This window comes from Clostridium caldaquaticum (assembly GCF_023806125.1).
GTDB classification, from domain to species: Bacteria; Bacillota; Clostridia; order Clostridiales; family Clostridiaceae; genus Clostridium_AT; species Clostridium_AT caldaquaticum.
In genome coordinates this window covers 33,739-51,373 of sequence record NZ_JAMSKT010000018.1, presented here as the reverse complement: position 1 = coordinate 51,373, position 17,635 = coordinate 33,739, and the positions used below count along the sequence as shown (strand labels likewise).

Below are 17,635 nucleotides of genomic sequence, written 5' to 3'. Positions count from 1 at the left end.
ATTATCACCCGCTTAAAATTAAATTATTTTGAAGATGAGGGTTCCTAGATTAAATACTATGAAGGATACAATCCAGGCTAAAATTAGCTGATAAGTTACTGAAAATATAGCCATTTTGTTTCCATATTCTTTTTTCATTGTTGCGATTAATGACACACATGGAGTGTATAAAAGAACAAAGACTAAAAAGCTATATGCTGCAAGTGGGGTAAAGTTATTTGGCAGAATGCTGGATAGTTCTCCACCGTATATAACACCCATGGTACCTACAACAACTTCTTTTGCCATAATACCTGCAAGTAAGGATACAGAGTTTTGCCAGGAAGCAAAACCAAGTGGATAAAATATAGGACTAATAAACTTACCTATAGAAGCTAAGAAGCTTGTATTTATATCAGTATATCCACTTAGATTAAAGTTTGAGAGTACCCAAACTAATACAGATATTGAGAAAATTAATGTTCCAGCTTTTTTTAAAAAGCCCTTTCCTTTTTCCCAGGTATGCATAGCTAATGATTTTACTTCCGGAAGCTTATATTCAGGAAGTTCTATTATAAAAGGCTCGTCATCTTTTTTGAACAACGTATTTTTAAATATTATTCCTACAATAAATGCCACGATAATTCCTAATAAGTATAGTGATGCAACAACTAGTGCTTCATAACCTTTAAAAAATGCACCAGCAAAAACTAAATAAACAGGAAGCCTGGCATTACAAGACATAAGAGGTACAAGTAAAGCCGCTAGTTTTCTATCTTTCTCGCTTTCAAGTGTTCTGGCAGACATAACTCCGGGAACAGAACAGCCAATTCCTATAACCAGTGGAATAAATGCCTTACCCGAAAGTCCCATCTTTCTTATTAGTTTATCCATAATAAATGCTACTCTAGCCATATATCCGCTGTCTTCCAAAAAAGATATGCATAAAAACAGTACAAGTATTACTGGTAGGAAAACTATAACAGAACCTACTCCTCCTATTATTCCATCTAATATAAGTGATTTAAACCAGTCACTGCTATTAGAAAGCAAAACCTCAACCTTAGGAACAAGTATATCTGCTACAGCGCTATCCAATAAATCTGCTAAGGGTTGACCTATCCAGCTGAATGTAACTAAAAATATAAAAGCTAAAACAGCTATGAATATTGGGTAAGCAAGAAATTTATTTATTAATATTTTATCTATTTTTTCTGTTGCAGTAATCTTATCTTTATTGGTTATTGTAATGCAATCCTTAAGTATATTTTCTATATATTCATATGTTTCTTTTTCGCTGTGAAATTGATAATTATTATCAGTTTTAAAACTTAAAAAATCAGAGCTTATAAGCATTTTCTTTAGCTCCTCAATACCTTTGCCTTTTGATGCTATAATTGGCAGAACAGTAACACCAATGATTTTGGATAATTTAACATAATTTATTTTTATCCCTTTGCTTTCCGCCGTGTCTATCATATTTAAGAGTAGAATGATAGGTTTGTTAAATTTTTTTAACTGTGTAGTCAAGTATAAGTTTCTATTTAAATTTGAAGCATCAACTATATTTATAATTAAATCTACGTTACCATTTATCAAAAAGTCTTTTGCTACTTTTTCCTCATTTGAATAAGTATCCATTGCATATATTCCAGGCAAGTCTACTATCTTGATATTGTCTCCTATATAGCCTTCTTTTTTTTCAACAGTAACTCCAGGCCAGTTTCCTACATGTTGATTGGAACCTGTAAGTAGATTGAAAAGGGTTGTTTTACCTACATTTGGGTTTCCAAGCAGAGCAACTGTAACCATATTTACCCTCCTTTATCTTATGTTATTTACTACAATATTTTTGGCGTCTTTTTTTCTAATTGCTAAATCAAAACCTCTAAAGTTAATAATAATTGGATCTCCAAGTGGAGCTGTGTTTTTAACCTTTATTTCTGTTCCTTCAATTGCTCCAAGTGCTAACAATCTTTTAGCTAGTTTCTGATCTCCGATAATATCACTAACATAAGCACATTGTCCAGGTTTTAAATCGTAAATGCTCATTATTACCACCTCGTACTGAAAATCATTCTCAATTAAATAATACCACTTGTTAGTAAGAATGTCAATGGTAGAAGTTCAAAAGTTAACAGAAATAATTGAATATATATTAAAAATAAGGTATTATTGTAACAAAGAACTGTTATACCTAACATATAATATAATAAGGAGTTTCAAGTGTAAAAAATAAATTTAAACTTTTTAAGAGAAGGAACAGGCATAAATTAAGACAGTCTAAAATTTGAATAATAGTAATAAATAGGAGGGTAAAATGGGTTCAGGGGGAAGGATAGAACACTTATTAAATGAGGATAAAAGATTTAAAAAGAGAGTTAATTACAATCTGGATATTCATTATCCTCGTGTCAACAACAAAAGCGTTTATAAAGATTATACTACAGATAAACCTTTAATGGAGGTAATCAATATTTCGGAAACAGGAATATGCTTCAAGAGCAGAGTACCTTTAACTGAAGGGGATTTTGTAAATTTCACCCTTACTTTAGAAGATAATCCTTCTTTTTGGTGTTTAGCTGAAGTTAAGTGGGTAAAAAAGGAAGATGAATTGTATTATAGTGGATGTGAGTTTTTTACTCTAACTTGGGAACAGAAAAATATAATAAAGAATTTTGTAAATAAACAATAGCTAATAATTATCATATCTAAAAACCCAGAGTATCTGGGTTTTTGTTTTTGCAGAATAAAAAAATAAAAATATTAAAACAATAATTAATAAATAATTATTGTTGAATATAACAGCAAAACAAAGTAATGCTACAGAAAACAAAACTGTTGCAGTATAAGTAGTAAAAATGGCATAAAAACAGCAAAAAATACTATTGATACAGATAAAAAAACATTGTATAATAGAAAATGTAAAAAGACGAAACAAGGAGTGAAGAGCATGTTTAAACAATGGGAAGGCTTTAATCAAGGCGATTGGATGAATAACATAGATGTTAGAGACTTCATTCAAAAAAACTATAAATTATATGAAGGTGACAAAAGTTTCTTAGTAGGACCAACTGAAAAGACTAAGAAGGTATGGGAAAAATGCAGTCAGTTAATTTTAGAAGAAATTAAAAAAGGTGTACTAGACGTTGACACTGAAACTATTTCAGGTGTTGATGTTTTTGGACCTGGATATATAGATAGAGAAAATGAAGTAATTTTTGGTTTACAGACAGATGCTCCACTAAAGAGAATCACAAATCCTTGGGGCGGAATAAGAATGGCTGAGCAGGCACTTGAAGCTTACGGTTATAAAGTAAATGAGAAGATGGACGAAATCTTTACTCACTACAGAAAGACTCATAATCAAGGTGTTTTCGACGCTTATACTGAGGAAATAAGGGCTGCAAGAAAAACAGGAGTAATAACTGGTCTTCCAGATGCTTATGGTAGAGGAAGAATTATAGGTGATTACAGAAGAGTTGCTCTTTATGGAATAGACAGATTAGTTGAAGAAAAGAAAAAAGACCTTAAGAACCTAAAAGGTGCTATGGTGGAAGAAACTATTAGATTAAGAGAAGAATTAAATGAGCAAATAAGAGCTCTTGCTAAGATAAAAAACATGGCAGCTTCTTATGGTTTTGATATATCACAGCCAGCAGCAAATGCTAGAGAAGCAGTTCAATTCTTATATTTTGGATATCTTGCTGCTATAAAGGAAAATAACGGTGCAGCAATGTCTCTTGGAAGAACAAGTACATTTGTTGATATATATATTGAAAGAGATTTACAAGCAGGTTTAATTACTGAAGAACAAGCTCAAGAAATAATTGATCAATTTATAATTAAGCTAAGACTTGTTAGACATCTAAGAACTCCAGATTACAATGAGTTATTTGCTGGAGATCCAACTTGGGTAACTGAATCTTTAGGCGGTGTAGGATTAGATGGAAGACCATTAGTAACTAAGACTTCCTTTAGATATTTACACACATTAATAAATTTAGGAACAGCTCCAGAGCCAAATATGACAGTTCTTTGGGCACAAGATCTGCCAGAAAACTTCAAGAAGTATTGTGCGGAAATGTCTATATTAACAGACTCAATTCAATATGAAAATGATGATGTTATGAGACCAATTTACGGAGATGACTATGCTATAGCGTGCTGTGTATCTGCAATGCAGGTTGGAAAGCAAATGCAGTTCTTTGGAGCAAGATGCAATTTAGGTAAGTCCTTACTTCTTGCATTAAATGGAGGAATAGATGAAAAGACTGGAATAAAGGTTGTACCAGGAATTGAGCCAATAACAGATGAAGTTCTTGATTATGAGAAAGTAAAAGCTAGCTACTACAAGGTTCTTGATTACATCAGCGAGCTTTATGTAAATACAATGAATATAATTCATTACATGCACGATAAATATGCTTATGAAGCAGCACAAATGGCATTGCACGATACTAAGGTAGGAAGACTTATGGCCTTCGGTGTAGCAGGATTATCAGTTGCAACTGACTCTTTAAGTGCTATTAAGTATGCTAAGGTTAAGCCGATAAGAGAAAACGGAATAACTGTAGACTTTGAAGTTGAAGGAGAATTTCCTAAATACGGAAATGATGATGATAGAGTTGACAGCATAGCTCTAGAAATTGTTGAAAAGTTTTCAGGAGAACTTAAGAAACATGAAACTTATAGAGGAGCTAAGCACACATTATCAGTTCTTACAATAACATCAAATGTTGTTTACGGTAAGAAAACAGGGGCAACTCCTGACGGAAGAAAAGCTGGTGAGCCATTTGCACCTGGTGCAAATCCAATGCATGGAAGAGATATAGAGGGAGCATTAGCATCACTTAACTCAGTTGCTAAGGTACCATATTCCTGCTGTGAAGACGGAGTATCAAATACTTTCTCAATACTTCCAGATGCGCTAGGAAAAGATCACAGCACTAGAATAAATAACTTAGTTGCTGTTATGGATGGATATTTTGCACAAAATGCTCATCACTTAAACGTAAATGTATTAAATAGAGAAACTCTAATAGATGCAATGGAACATCCAGAAAAGTACCCTACATTAACAATAAGAGTTTCAGGTTATGCTGTTAACTTTAACAGATTGACAAAGGCTCAACAAAAGGATGTTATAAACAGAACTTTCCACGAAAAAATGTAATTAAAGGAGTTTTTCTTGCGGTTATTCTGTTATAATATAATAAATCTGTTATAATATAATAAAATAGCAATTATGAAGGAGGGGATTTTATGTTAAAAGGAAGAGTACACTCAATTGAAAGCATGGGATTAGTGGATGGTCCTGGAGTGAGAACTGTAGTTTTTCTTCAAGGATGCAAGCTGAGATGTTCTTATTGTCATAATCCAGATACTTGGGCAATAGACGGAGGATACGAGATTACTTCCGAAGAGCTTTTAAGAAAGATTATGAGATTTAAGCCATACTTTGAACGTTCTGGTGGCGGGGTTACTTTTTCAGGAGGAGATCCCCTGCTTCAACCTGAATTTCTACTGGAAATGCTAAAACTTTGTAAGGAAAAAGGAATACACACAACAATAGATACAGCTGGATACGGTTTTGGAGATTATGATGAAATATTAAAGTATACAGATTTGGTTCTATTAGATATAAAACATGTTGATGATTTTGGATACAAAAACCTTACTGGGAGAAGCAAACATGGATTAAATCAATTTCTACATGCTCTTGGCAAAACTAATGTGAAGGTATGGATTAGGCATGTAGTAGTTCCTGGAATAACAGATTCAGATGAGCATATGGAAAAACTTAAGGAAATAATTAAATCTATAAAAAATGTGGAAAAAGTCGAGCTGCTTCCTTATCATACTTTAGGAGTACAAAAATATGAGAAAATGAACATCCCTTATAAATTAAAAGATGTAGCGCCAATGGATAAAAATAGAACAAAAGAATTAGAGAAAGTCTTAAATGACAGCTTAAAAACAAATGATGAATCAAAATCAAATGATAGAGTAAAATATGCATAAATACTATTGACATATACACCAAATGTTATTATAATAAAGACAATGTGTTAAAAATGAATATTATCAATGAAGCTTATCTAGAGAGGTGGAGGGACTGGCCCTATGAAGCCCGGCAACCGGTGTTATTTTTAATAATACAATGGTGCCAATTCCTGCAGTATTCTATAGTGAATACTGAGAGATGAGGAAATAAGGGATGTTTATGCAAACCCGAGGTTTCCTCGGGTTTTTAATTTTTATATTGCTGTATGTTTATAAATATTATTAAATATAATGGATGGAGGACTTAATTTGATAAGCATAAGAAATGTTTCCAAGAGTTTTTCAGGTACAAAAGTTTTAAATTCTGTAAGCTTTAATATTGCACAGGGAGAAATATTTGGGATAGTTGGACATAGCGGTGCTGGAAAATCAACTCTTTTAAGATGCTTAAATGGACTTGAGAGTTATGATAAAGGAAGCATTGTTGTTATGAATAAGGAGGTTAAAGACTTAACCTCTAATGAACTTAGAGAATTTAGAAAAGAATTAGGTATGATTTTTCAAAGCTTTAATCTTTTAAATAGACTAAGCGTGTATGAGAATGTTGCACTACCCTTAGAGCTTTGGGGATTTTCAAAAGATGAAATAAAGGAAAGAGTGTATAATCTTTTAAATTTAGTTGGATTGTCAGAGAAAGTTAATAATTATCCAAGAGAGTTAAGCGGTGGACAGAAACAAAGAGTTGCAATAGCAAGAGCTTTGGCACTTCAGCCTAAGATACTTCTTTGCGATGAAGCAACTTCAGCCTTGGATCCTAAAACAACTAAATCAATACTTCAGCTTTTAAAGGAAATAAACCAAAAGCTTAATATTACTATTGTTATTGTTACGCATCAGATGGAAGTTATAAAGGAGGCATGTAATAGAGTCGCTCTTATGGAGGGAGGCGTAGTTAAGGCTTTAGGTGGAGTGGAAGAATTGTTCCTAAAACCTACAGACGAACTAAAGGATTTAATGGGAGAAGAAGATGTTTTACCTAAAGAAGGGGTTAATATAAAGATATTTTTCCCTAAAGAAACAAGTCAGAGGAGTATAATAACTTCTATGGCAAGAGAGTTAAATATAGACTTTTCTATAGTCTGGGGAAGGTTAGAAAAGTTTAGAGAGGATGTTTTAGGAAGTCTTGTTATCAACGTATGTGAACAAGATGAGGAAAGGATATTTGAATTTTTAGATAAACAATCCGTTAGCTGGGAGGTTATAAGAAATGTCGATTAGTAATTTATTTGTTGAGATATTGCTTCCAGGATTAATAGATACTTTATATATGGTTATATTATCTACTTTATTTGCTGTTATTATTGGTTTTATACCAGCTATAGTATTAGTTATAACAGATGAAAAAGGATTGAAACCTAATAAAACTGTTAACAGAAGTTTAGATTTTGTTATAAATCTTTTAAGGTCTTTTCCATTTATTATACTTATGATAGCTATTATTCCTTTTACAAGGCTGTTAGTGGGAACTTCTATAGGCAGAAATGCTGCTATAGTACCATTAACTATTGGAGCAGCACCGTTTGCGGCTAGAGTAATTGAATCAGCCTTAAAGGAGGTTGACCCAGGTATAATTGAGGCAGCTAAATCCTTTGGAGCAAGTACTTCCCAGATAATATTCAAGGTAATGCTGAAGGAAGCTCTGCCATCTATAGTATTAGGAATAACTCTTACAGTTATAAGTGTTATAGGATATTCAGCTATGGCTGGAACAATCGGAGCAGGCGGTCTTGGAGATATAGCAGTTCGATATGGTTATCAGAGATTTAAAACTGATATTATGATTTATACAATTATAATATTAATCATTATTGTTCAAGTTTTACAAAGTTTAGGCAATTATGCATATAAAAAATTATCAAAATAAATATTATTAAACAGGGGGTAATTTACAATGAAAAAATCATTAAGCTTAGTTTTAACAGCAATTTTAACAATAGGATTAGCAGGATGTGGTGCTAAAAAAGATGCATCAGCAGTAAATGCTAATGCTACAACTAATAATGATAAGAAAGTTATAAAGGTTGGTGCAACTCCAGTTCCACATAAGGAAATATTAGAGGTTGTTAAGCCATTACTAGAAAAAAAGGGGTACCAATTAGAGATAAAAGAATTTACGGATTACGTTCAACCTAATATAAGTGTTAATGATGGGGAACTAGATGCAAACTTTTTTCAGCATGTACCTTATCTTGAGAACATGAATAAGGAAAAGGGGCTTAAGTTAGATTATACTGTTAAGGTTCATTTAGAGCCAATGGGCGTATACTCAAAGAAAATCACAAGTTTAAATGACTTAAAGGATGGGGCAACTATTGCTGTTCCAAATGATCCAACTAATGAAGCAAGAGCTTTAAGAGTTCTTGAAAAAGCAGGTTTAATTAAGGTTAAAGATGGAGATTTAGTAACACCACTAGATATTACAGAAAATACTAAAAATCTTAAATTTAAAGAATTAGAAGCAGCACAGCTTCCAAGAACCCTTGAAGATGTAGAGGCTGCAGTTATAAATACAAATTATGCACTAGAAGCAAAACTTAATCCTTCAAAGGACGCATTGGCAATAGAATCAAAAGATTCACCATTTGCAAATATATTAGCAGTTAGAAAAGAGGATAAGGATAAACCATATATAAAAGCTTTATCAGAAGCATTAACTTCTCCAGAAGTTAAGAAGTTTATTGAAGAAAAATACAACGGAAGCATAGTTCCTGCATTTTAATATTTAAAAGTAGACTATTATGTCTACTTTTTTTATTTAATACATCTAAATTGGTTATACTTATTATATAAAAATAATAGCATTATAGTAATAGTTGTAATATTATAATAATAAAGGATAATATGGAGGCTGTAATGAGTAATAAAATTGGGGCATTTTTTGATATAGACGGTACTTTATATAGGGAAGGGCTTATAGCAGAAATATTTAAAAAATTAGTTAAATATGAGATTATAGAGCCAGAAAGATGGTATAATGAAGTAAGACCAGAATATCAAAGATATGATAAAAGACAGGGAAATTATGATAACTATCTTTTAAAAATGGCTGATATCTATGTGGAAGCAATAAAAGGGCTTCATAAATCTCAGGTAGAGTTTATTGCTAGAAATGTAGTAAATCAAAAAGGAGATAGAGTATATACCTTTACTAGAGATAAGATAAAATGGCATAAAAGTCAAGGCCATATTCTAATTACGATATCGGGAAGTCCAGTAGAGCTTGTTAAGGAAATGGCACTTAAGCATGGCTTTGATGATTATAGTGGAGCGGTTTATGGTATGGATGAGAAGAATATCTATACTGGTGAAGTTATACCTATGTGGGATAGCAGGAGCAAGAAGGAAGCAATACATTACTTTAAAGAAAAATATAACATTGATTTAGATAAAAGCTATGCTTATGGAGATACTGCAGGGGATTTCTCTATGTTTCAGCTTGTAGGCAATCCTGTTTGTGTAAATCCTACAAAAGAACTTATAAAAAAGGTACAAGGAAATGAGGAAACTAGGAGGAAAGCTATGATTGTTGTAGAGAGAAAAGATGTTATTTATAAATTCTCATCAGATTTAATTCAGATTGACTAGAAAAGAGTGATTTTTAGTGATTACCAGAGAAAATGATATATATGTTGGAGATTTAGATAACAGTGGTGCATTAGTCTTTAATGGACAGAAGGACTTGTTTAAACAGGCAATATTCTTTGATTTGGAACATTATGTTTATAAAAAGCCAATATGTGTAGGTGTATTTGGCTGCTGCTATTTTGAAGATAGCGAAAAATGCTTGAAGATAACTCAATATATGATTGAAAACAATCAAGATGCTTATGATATTTTAATTTTGTCAAAGAGTTATTTTGAGAAAATGATAAAAGAAAATAAGAAATATATAGTTACTTTTTCAGGCAACAATGATTACACAATTATAAATTATCTTTTTCAAAGATATAAGCTGCATTTTAAAGTGCAGGATTTTTTTATAGGAATAGATTTACAGAAAGAGTATGAAAAAATTAAGAAAACATCAATAGGTTTAAAAGCTTTAGAAAAAGAATTCGGAATAATTAGAGACAGCGAGCTTATAAGCGGAGCTAATTTAGCAAAAACCTTTAATAAAATAATAAAAGACGATGACTATATGAACAGAATGCCAGAGGAGAAAAAAGAAAAAATATTATTATATAATGAGCAGGATGTTGTTAGCTTATTTCATATGTATATAAATTGGAATAATGTTATTAAAATTGAAGAAAAAAATAGTGATGAAAATAGAGAAAAAGCCTTGGAATAAGTGAATTTCAAGGCTTTTTTATATTAGTTTTAATAAGCTCTTCCCCAGTAAACAAGTTTTTTAGCCGGTTTTCCGCAGCATACGCAGGTATCAGATATATGTTCTTGTTCAAAAGGCATACATCTTGAAGTAGCTGCGGCTTCTTCTTTAATTCTGTCTTCACAGGCTCTGTCACCGCACCACATTGCTTTAACGAAACCAGGCTTATTATCAAGAAGATTCTTAAATTCATTTAAGTTAACTGCAGTACTTGTTTTTTGAAGCTGTGCAGCTCTTGCTTTTTCTAGAAGTGACTTTTGAATATCTTCTAATAGTTCTGATATCTTAGTTTCTAAATTATCAAGGGAAACAATTATTTTTTCTCTAGTATCTCTTCTTACTAGAACTGCTTGATTATTTTCTATATCCTTAGGTCCAATTTCAAGACGAAGAGGGACACCCTTCATTTCGTACTCGTTAAATTTCCAGCCAGGCATTTTATCACTATCATCCATTTTAACTCTAACTGCTTTTGAAAGTCTATTTTTTAATTCAGCAGCCTTATCTAGAACTCCAGCTTTGTGCATAGCTATTGGAATTATTATAAGCTGAGTTGGAGCAATTCTTGGAGGAATAACAAGACCGCTGTCATCACCGTGAACCATTATCATAGCACCAATAAGTCTTGTAGTCATGCCCCAGGAGGTTTGATGCACATATTGAAGCTTTCCTGTTTTATCTGTATATTGAATGTTAAAGGCTTTTGCAAAACCATCTCCAAAGTTGTGAGAAGTTCCGCATTGTAAAGCCTTTCCATCATGCATTAAGCTTTCAATAGTATAAGTAGCTTCAGCTCCAGCGAATTTTTCTTTATCAGTTTTTTGCCCTTTAATAACTGGAATTGCTAAATATTCTTCGCAAAGTTTAGCATAAACATTCAGCATTTTGATAGTTTCTTCTTGAGCTTCTTCAGCTGTAGCATGTGCTGTATGACCTTCCTGCCATAAAAATTCTAATGTGCGAAGGAAAGGTCTTGTAGTCTTTTCCCATCTAACAACTGAACACCATTGATTATATAACTTTGGCAAATCTTTATAGGATTGAATTATCTTTGAATAGTGGTCGCAAAATAAGGTTTCAGAAGTAGGACGTACACATAATCTTTCAGTTAACTCTTGATTTCCTCCATGAGTAACCCATGCAACCTCAGGCGCAAAACCTTCTACGTGGTCAGCTTCCTTTTGAAGCAGTGATTCTGGAATAAACATTGGCATATACACATTCTCATGACCAGTTTCTTTAAACATAGCATCTAAATTTTTTTGTATGTTTTCCCATATAGCATATCCGTAAGGACGAATAACCATGCATCCTCTAACGCTTGAATAATCTACAAGCTCAGCTTTTTTAACAACATCTGTATACCATTGAGCAAAATCTTCATCCATTGGAGTAATTGCTTCAACAAATTTTTTTTCTTTTTCTTTACTCATTGTTTTCATCTCCTAAATAAAAAATATAAAAAAGCCTCAAATCCCAAAAGGGACCGAGGCAATATCGGCGGTACCACCCTAATTGATGCATAAAGCATCCAGCTTAAGTTCTATAACGGAAGAAAACCGCTGTACTTTGTATTCAGTACAGAACTCCAAGGCGGGTTCAAAATAAAGCTTTGGAAATCTCACACCAAATAATTTCCTCTCTGAAAAAAGAATTTATTTTTACTATTCCTCTTCACAGTATATATTATATTTTAAAATATTTCAAAACAATAATAAAATAAAAGTGCTTTTATGTCAATAAAAAAATTTCGTTACGTTATAAACTAAGTAGAACATTTATATTACGTCAAAAATGTGATAACATAAAGATAGCGACTATAAATTTATGTTATTTAGTATAAAACGTACCAGTCTTTATTAAGTACTGGCACGTTTTATTTTAAGCATTTTTAAGTTTATCTATTCCAATCTTAATTCTTCTTATAGATTCTTCTTTTCCGAGTATTTCAGCAAGTTCAAAAGCACCTCCTGGGGTAAAGGCTTTACCAGACAAGGCAGTTCTTATTGGCCATAGCATTACTCCGTTTTTAATTCCCATTTCTTCAACTAATTTAAGAATAGAATCGTGTAAAGTGTTAAAATCCCAATTTTCAATTGTTTCAAATAACGGAAGTACTTTTTCAAGACTTTCTAGTGAGTTTTCTAGATTAGTTTTCATTTTTTTATGAATATACAAATCATTTGAATACTCGGGCAGAACATCAAAGAAATCAATCTGTTCTGGAATTTCTCCAAGCACTTCAGTTCTAGTGTGAAGCAGTTTACTAACTTTCATTAAGTCTATATTAGAATTTTTAATGGCTTCTTTATAATAAGGGAGAGCCATTTCGTGAAATTCTTCTAGTGTAAGCTTTCTAATATATTCTCCATTCATCCATTTAAGTTTAATCGGATCAAAAATAGCAGGAGCTTTGTTTATTTGCCTATAGTCAAATATGTTAACAAGTTCTTCAAGTGAAAATATTTCTTGAGTATTTCCAGGATTCCAGCCAAGAAGTGCAATATAATTCATTACTGCATCCTTTAAATATCCCTTTGCAATTAAATCTTCGAAGGAAGCGTCACCGTTTCTTTTGCTTAGCTTATGCTGAGCATCCTTCATTATTGGAGGACAATGAACATACACAGGGATATCCCAGCCAAAAGCCTCATATAAACGGTTATATTTAGGTGAAGAAGATAAGTATTCGCTTCCTCTAACTACATGGGTTATTCCCATTAAGTGGTCATCTACAACATTAGCAAAGTTATATGTAGGATATCCGTCTGATTTTATAAGAATCATATCTTCAAGTTCGGAATTATCTACTGAAATAGTTCCATATATAACATCGTCAAAGGTTGTTGTTCCTTCTGTAGGATTATTCTGTCTTATAACATATGGCACTCCAGCTGCTAATTTTTCTTCAACTTCTTCTTTGCTTAAGTGCATACAGTGCTTATCATATTTAAATGGTCTCTTTAAGGCTTCAGCATTGGCTTTAAGCATATCAAGTCTTTCCTTAGAGCAGAAACAGTAGTAAGCTTCACCTTTGTCTACAAGCTTTTTAGCATATTCCATGTAGATTGGTTTTCTTTCGCTTTGAACATAAGGACCAACAGGACCTCCTTTGTCTGGGCCTTCGTCGTGGATAAGACCTGTAATTTTCATAGTGTTGTATATAACATCAACAGCTCCTTCCACATACCTCTCCTGATCTGTATCTTCAATTCTAAGTATAAATGTACCATTTTCATGTTTTGCTATTAGATAAGCGTATAGTGCTGTCCTAAGGTTTCCAACGTGCATATAGCCAGTTGGGCTTGGGGCATATCTAGTTCTTATTTTATGATTACACATTCTGTTCACTCCTCTGTTAATATCCTTTTTAAAATTATGCCCAATATAAAATAAAAACCTCTCATAAAAGAGAGGATGAAAGCATAAAAATATCCTCTTTTATCATATAATAAGGGTTTTGCGGTGTCAAGTTTAAGCGTAGGTTTACTGCAAAAAATTAAAAAGTAAATTGCAATTGAAGAAGATTAACAATATCGATAATGTGATTTAATTTTTAACAAGTTAAGTGATATAATAATAGTATAAATTTTAAGTAGGAGGCATCAGCCATATATTTAGTTTTAAAAATAAGCTTAACAGCAATTTAATGAACATTATGCTAAGTTCAGTATATAATTCTTTTGACAATATATGCATAAAGTGAGATTTTGATATAATTATCTTAGTAGATGAGAGGGTGAGGTACAATGAACATAAATCCTATTTCTTTTATTTTAGCAGTAGTTTTTATATATCCAATAATAAAAGGATTTTTATTTAAGTTTTCTTCTCAGGGATTGAAGGGAGATATAAAGGAACTAGAAGGGAACATAGCTTTTATAATTTCACTATTTCTTGGAATATATTTTTCTAAAAAAATATTTATTGAGCATGATACTGAGTTTTATAATAAAATTTATGATATTATCCCTCTTAACTTTAAAGTATACTTAGACAACAATACACTTGTGTATTATGTAGTAGTCATACCTGTAATGATACTTGTAATTAATAGGCTTATAATATTAATTTTTGAACTTTTTAACCATATAACTTTCTATCCAGTAGTAGATTTGATGGGAAAGTTTCTTGAAAATAAGAGCAGCATATTTAAAAGAGTAAGCGGAGCAGTATTTCAGCTGCCAAAAGCTATTGGTTACGTTCTTTTTATTACATTTATATTAAATATTTTATCAATGTTTAATATAATAAATAAATATAATGTGTATTTAGAAGAATCTAAGCTATACAATCGTTTATGTAAGGAGGTTGTTATACCAGTAACTAATTCAAAACTTGCAAAGCAGCTTCCAAATATTTTGGACAATTCTTTTAAAGTTGTTATTAAGGAAGCTGAGCCGCAGGAATTAAACAGTAATTTTGTTGAAAAAATAGGTAATAGAAAGGTAATAGTTTATTATAACGGAGTTACCTTAGATGAAGCTGTAAAGTCTAATGAAATAATAGACAGATTTGCAAAAGAGATTACTAAGAATTCACAAACTACCAACGAAAAAGCTAAAGTATTATATAACTGGATTGGAAGCAATATAGACTATGATTATGAAAAGGCTGAAAGAGTACTGAACAATGATTTGAGTGTAAAATCAGGTGCCATACCAACTTTTCAGACAAGAAAAGGTATATGCTTTGATTATGCCTCTCTTTATATAGCAATGGCAAGAGCTAACGGATTAAAAGCAAGAATTATAACTGGAGAAGGCTTTAATGGTGTAAGCTGGGTAAGTCATGCATGGAATCAGGTATATATTTCAGAAGAAGGTAAGTGGATTAATGTAGACCCAACCTTTTATAAAGGGGGTAATTATTTTAACAGCAGAAGGTTTGACTTAGACCACAGAAATTCAAAAATTGCTGGAGAATGGTAAAAAAGTCCTAGAATTAATCTTGGACTTTTTTAATATAATTTTTCATTATAAGATTTATAGCTTTTTCACAGTCGTTATCATTATTATCAAGAGACCAGGCGGTATTAAAGTATATCAGAGCTTTTTTATTGTTTCCAAGCATAGCATGACAATAGCCTAAGTTAAAGAAATATTTAGCTTCATGTTTCTTTATTATTGCTGATTTTAAAAGTGGGATGGCTTTGTCGTATTCCTTAAGCTTAATAAAACATACAGCAGCATTATACAAAGAAGCTGCTTCATTATCCTTATCCAAAATTGCTCTTTGGTACATAGCAATGGCCTTTTTATAATCTTTAGTGTTATATAAATCATTTGCTTTTTGAAAGTAACTCATATGTATCCTCCTATAATGTTAGAATATTAATTAAAACTCTAAATATCTTTAGTAATATAAAATTCATTACTAATATATTTTAGTTTTATGTAAAATATTCCATTACAATTTTATCCAAATGCTCTAGGATATATACATAAAAAATATTATATTTTTATTTTTAGTTATATAGTCATAAAGTTTTTTTATTATTAGTTATACTGAACAGTTTTCATTATGTTTGGTGAAGTTAGATAATAAGAAGTCTAAAGTTTTAGAATTCTTATTATCTAACGGTTAAATTCATTTTAGGATAAGGTTTTGAACTATAAAAATTTTTTTTCGATAACAGCAACTATTTGATACATAAGATAAGCTAGTACAGAAAGAATAATAATACTCATCATTACAGTATCTAACTGAGCAATTTGTCCACCGAAAACAATCAAAAATCCAAGACCTTCCTTTGATACTAAAAATTCTCCCATAATTACACCAACCCAAGATAGACCAACGTTTATTTTAAGTGCTGAGATAAAAGTTGGAACTGACGCTGGTATTATAAGGTGAGTTAAAATCTGCAGTTTTGAAGCACCAAATGTTTGAAGAAGCTTGATTTTATCTTCACTTACTTCTCTAAAGCCATTTAATACGCTGATTATTGTGGTAACTATGGATATTAGTATAGCAACTAAAATTATAGCTTTCATGCCATTACCCATCCAGAAAATTATAATAGGTGCTAATGCAACTTTAGGCAGAGCATTTAGTACAACTACATAGGGATCTAATACTTTATAGGTAAAATCTGAGGTCCACAATAATATGGCAATCAAGGTTCCTAGTACAGTACTAGATATAAAACCTAATATAGTTTCAAAGCAGGTTACTAGTATGTGTCTAAAAAGTGTACCTTCGCTGTATACTTTTATTAAGCTTTTTAATATTCTTGATGGCGTACTTGTTAAAAAGGGGTCTACCCATTTATAGTATCCAGCAATTTCCCACAGGATGAAAAAGGTTATAAGTATAACTAATCTTGTTACTATTATTATAGTATTTTGTTTCTTTACATTTTTTAGATAATGTTTGTGTTCTAAGCTATAATTTGTCATTTAAGTCCAACTCCTTCCATATACTGTTAAAATAAACTCTAAATTCAGGAGCTTCTCTATGCTTTAAGGGTGTGTTGTATTCCTGTGTAAATTTTATGTCAACTATTGTTTTTACAGTAGCAGGTCTTTTAGATAAAACTATAACTCGGTTGGACATAGATACAGCTTCTGCTATATCGTGACTGACCATTATAGCTGTTTTATTTTCTTTCTTTATTATTTCATATATTTCATCACTAACATTTAGTCTTGTTTGATAGTCTAGTGCAGAAAATGGTTCATCAAGAAGCAGAACATCAGGATTTAAAGCTAAAGTTCTGATAAGGGCAACTCTTTGTCTCATACCGCCTGAAAGTTCATCTGGACGGTGGTTTCTAAAGTCCCAAAGATTATAATTTTTTAGAAGCTTTTCTAGCTTATCTTTAGTATCAGCTGAGAATCTTTTTTGAATTTTAAGACCTAAGGATACATTTTCCCAAACAGTAAGCCATTCAAAAAGATGATCTCTTTGAAACATGTACCCTATTTTCTTCGATAGGATACTGCATTCGCTGCTACTTATGCAAACATCACCTGAAGAAGGTTTAATAAGTCCTGCAATTATGTTTAAGATTGTAGATTTACCGCAGCCGGAGGGCCCTACTATGCTAACAAATTCACCTTCATCAACGCTGAAGGTTATATCTTTTAAAGCTTCCGTTTCTGTTTTTAAAGAATGATAGTTCATATATATATGGTTAACATCAACTTTTCTCAAAAAATCAGCTCCCTTTTTATAATAGTAAAATAAAAAATAATATGGATACTTTAGTATATGAAATAATTACTAATATTGTTATAGATAACAATTTAAAATTTA

General features: G+C 31.6%; 16 protein-coding genes, 1 riboswitch and 1 other annotated feature. Of the genes, 9 read left to right on the top strand and 7 right to left on the bottom strand.

The annotated features are described in order from the left end of the window. Window positions 1–18: 18 nt before the first annotated feature. The gene (feoB, locus tag M2651_RS11650; RefSeq protein WP_252132524.1) at window positions 19–1,791 is read right to left on the bottom strand and encodes a ferrous iron transport protein B; all 1,773 of its coding nucleotides are present in this window, start codon (window positions 1,789–1,791) and stop codon (window positions 19–21) included. A 12-nt stretch (window positions 1,792–1,803) separates the two neighbouring features. Continuing rightward, window positions 1,804–2,031, bottom strand: a complete 228-nt coding sequence (locus M2651_RS11645; protein WP_252132523.1) for a FeoA family protein — start codon at window positions 2,029–2,031, stop codon at window positions 1,804–1,806. Window positions 2,032–2,299: 268 nt separating this feature from the next. Here M2651_RS11645 and M2651_RS11640 point away from each other — a divergent pair, with 268 nt between their 5' ends. The 8 genes from M2651_RS11640 to M2651_RS11605 all read left to right on the top strand — a co-directional run bounded on the left by M2651_RS11640 (window position 2,300) and on the right by M2651_RS11605 (window position 10,336). Next, window positions 2,300–2,674 (top strand): PilZ domain-containing protein, encoded by a 375-nt coding sequence (locus M2651_RS11640; RefSeq protein WP_252132522.1) that lies wholly within the window; start codon window positions 2,300–2,302, stop codon window positions 2,672–2,674. A gap of 258 nt (window positions 2,675–2,932) precedes the next feature. Continuing rightward, the gene (gene pflB, locus M2651_RS11635; protein ID WP_252132521.1) at window positions 2,933–5,155 is read left to right on the top strand and encodes a formate C-acetyltransferase; all 2,223 of its coding nucleotides are present in this window, start codon (window positions 2,933–2,935) and stop codon (window positions 5,153–5,155) included. An 89-nt stretch (window positions 5,156–5,244) separates the two neighbouring features. Beyond that, window positions 5,245–6,003 carry a pyruvate formate-lyase-activating protein gene (gene pflA, locus M2651_RS11630; RefSeq protein ID WP_252132520.1) on the top strand — a complete coding sequence of 253 codons (759 nt, stop codon included), beginning with the start codon at window positions 5,245–5,247 and terminating at the stop codon, window positions 6,001–6,003. A gap of 70 nt (window positions 6,004–6,073) precedes the next feature. Beyond that, window positions 6,074–6,191, top strand: a riboswitch (SAM riboswitch). Between the two features lie 103 nt (window positions 6,192–6,294). Further along, window positions 6,295–7,263, top strand: a complete 969-nt coding sequence (locus M2651_RS11625; protein WP_252132519.1) for a methionine ABC transporter ATP-binding protein — start codon at window positions 6,295–6,297, stop codon at window positions 7,261–7,263. Next, the gene (locus M2651_RS11620; RefSeq protein WP_252132518.1) at window positions 7,253–7,909 is read left to right on the top strand and encodes a methionine ABC transporter permease; all 657 of its coding nucleotides are present in this window, start codon (window positions 7,253–7,255) and stop codon (window positions 7,907–7,909) included. Before M2651_RS11625 ends, M2651_RS11620 begins: the two co-directional genes overlap by 11 nt. Window positions 7,910–7,936: 27 nt before the next feature. Further along, window positions 7,937–8,764, top strand: a complete 828-nt coding sequence (locus M2651_RS11615; RefSeq protein ID WP_252132517.1) for a MetQ/NlpA family ABC transporter substrate-binding protein — start codon at window positions 7,937–7,939, stop codon at window positions 8,762–8,764. A 134-nt stretch (window positions 8,765–8,898) separates the two neighbouring features. After that, the gene (locus tag M2651_RS11610; protein ID WP_252132516.1) at window positions 8,899–9,630 is read left to right on the top strand and encodes an HAD-IB family hydrolase; all 732 of its coding nucleotides are present in this window, start codon (window positions 8,899–8,901) and stop codon (window positions 9,628–9,630) included. 16 nt (window positions 9,631–9,646) lie between these two features. Next, complete coding sequence (locus M2651_RS11605; RefSeq protein WP_434062148.1) at window positions 9,647–10,336, top strand: ribonuclease H-like domain-containing protein; 690 nt, start codon at window positions 9,647–9,649, stop codon at window positions 10,334–10,336. Window positions 10,337–10,365: 29 nt separating this feature from the next. Here M2651_RS11605 and proS read toward each other — a convergent pair whose 3' ends face one another. Beyond that, entirely contained in the window at window positions 10,366–11,808 is a 1,443-nt protein-coding gene (proS, locus tag M2651_RS11600; protein ID WP_252132515.1) for a proline--tRNA ligase, read from the bottom strand. 45 nt (window positions 11,809–11,853) lie between these two features. Then, window positions 11,854–12,062 (bottom strand) — a binding site (T-box leader). 194 nt (window positions 12,063–12,256) lie between these two features. Beyond that, window positions 12,257–13,717 carry a glutamate--tRNA ligase gene (gene gltX, locus M2651_RS11595; RefSeq protein ID WP_252132514.1) on the bottom strand — a complete coding sequence of 487 codons (1,461 nt, stop codon included), beginning with the start codon at window positions 13,715–13,717 and terminating at the stop codon, window positions 12,257–12,259. A 407-nt stretch (window positions 13,718–14,124) separates the two neighbouring features. On the opposite strand from gltX, the gene M2651_RS11590 reads away from it, so the two are divergent. Next, the gene (locus tag M2651_RS11590) at window positions 14,125–15,306 is read left to right on the top strand and encodes a transglutaminase-like domain-containing protein (protein WP_252132513.1); all 1,182 of its coding nucleotides are present in this window, start codon (window positions 14,125–14,127) and stop codon (window positions 15,304–15,306) included. Between the two features lie 13 nt (window positions 15,307–15,319). Here the strand turns inward: M2651_RS11590 and M2651_RS11585 are convergent, their stop codons facing one another. The 3 genes from M2651_RS11585 to M2651_RS11575 all read right to left on the bottom strand — a co-directional run bounded on the left by M2651_RS11585 (window position 15,320) and on the right by M2651_RS11575 (window position 17,533). After that, window positions 15,320–15,682, bottom strand: a complete 363-nt coding sequence (locus M2651_RS11585; RefSeq protein WP_252132512.1) for a tetratricopeptide repeat protein — start codon at window positions 15,680–15,682, stop codon at window positions 15,320–15,322. A 305-nt stretch (window positions 15,683–15,987) separates the two neighbouring features. After that, on the bottom strand, window positions 15,988–16,776 hold the full coding sequence (locus tag M2651_RS11580; RefSeq protein WP_252132511.1) for an ABC transporter permease: 789 nt from the start codon (window positions 16,774–16,776) through the stop codon (window positions 15,988–15,990). Further along, window positions 16,763–17,533: an ABC transporter ATP-binding protein gene (locus M2651_RS11575; RefSeq protein ID WP_252132510.1), complete on the bottom strand. Its 771-nt coding sequence runs from the start codon at window positions 17,531–17,533 to the stop codon at window positions 16,763–16,765. Before M2651_RS11575 ends, M2651_RS11580 begins: the two co-directional genes overlap by 14 nt. Window positions 17,534–17,635: the final 102 nt, after the last annotated feature.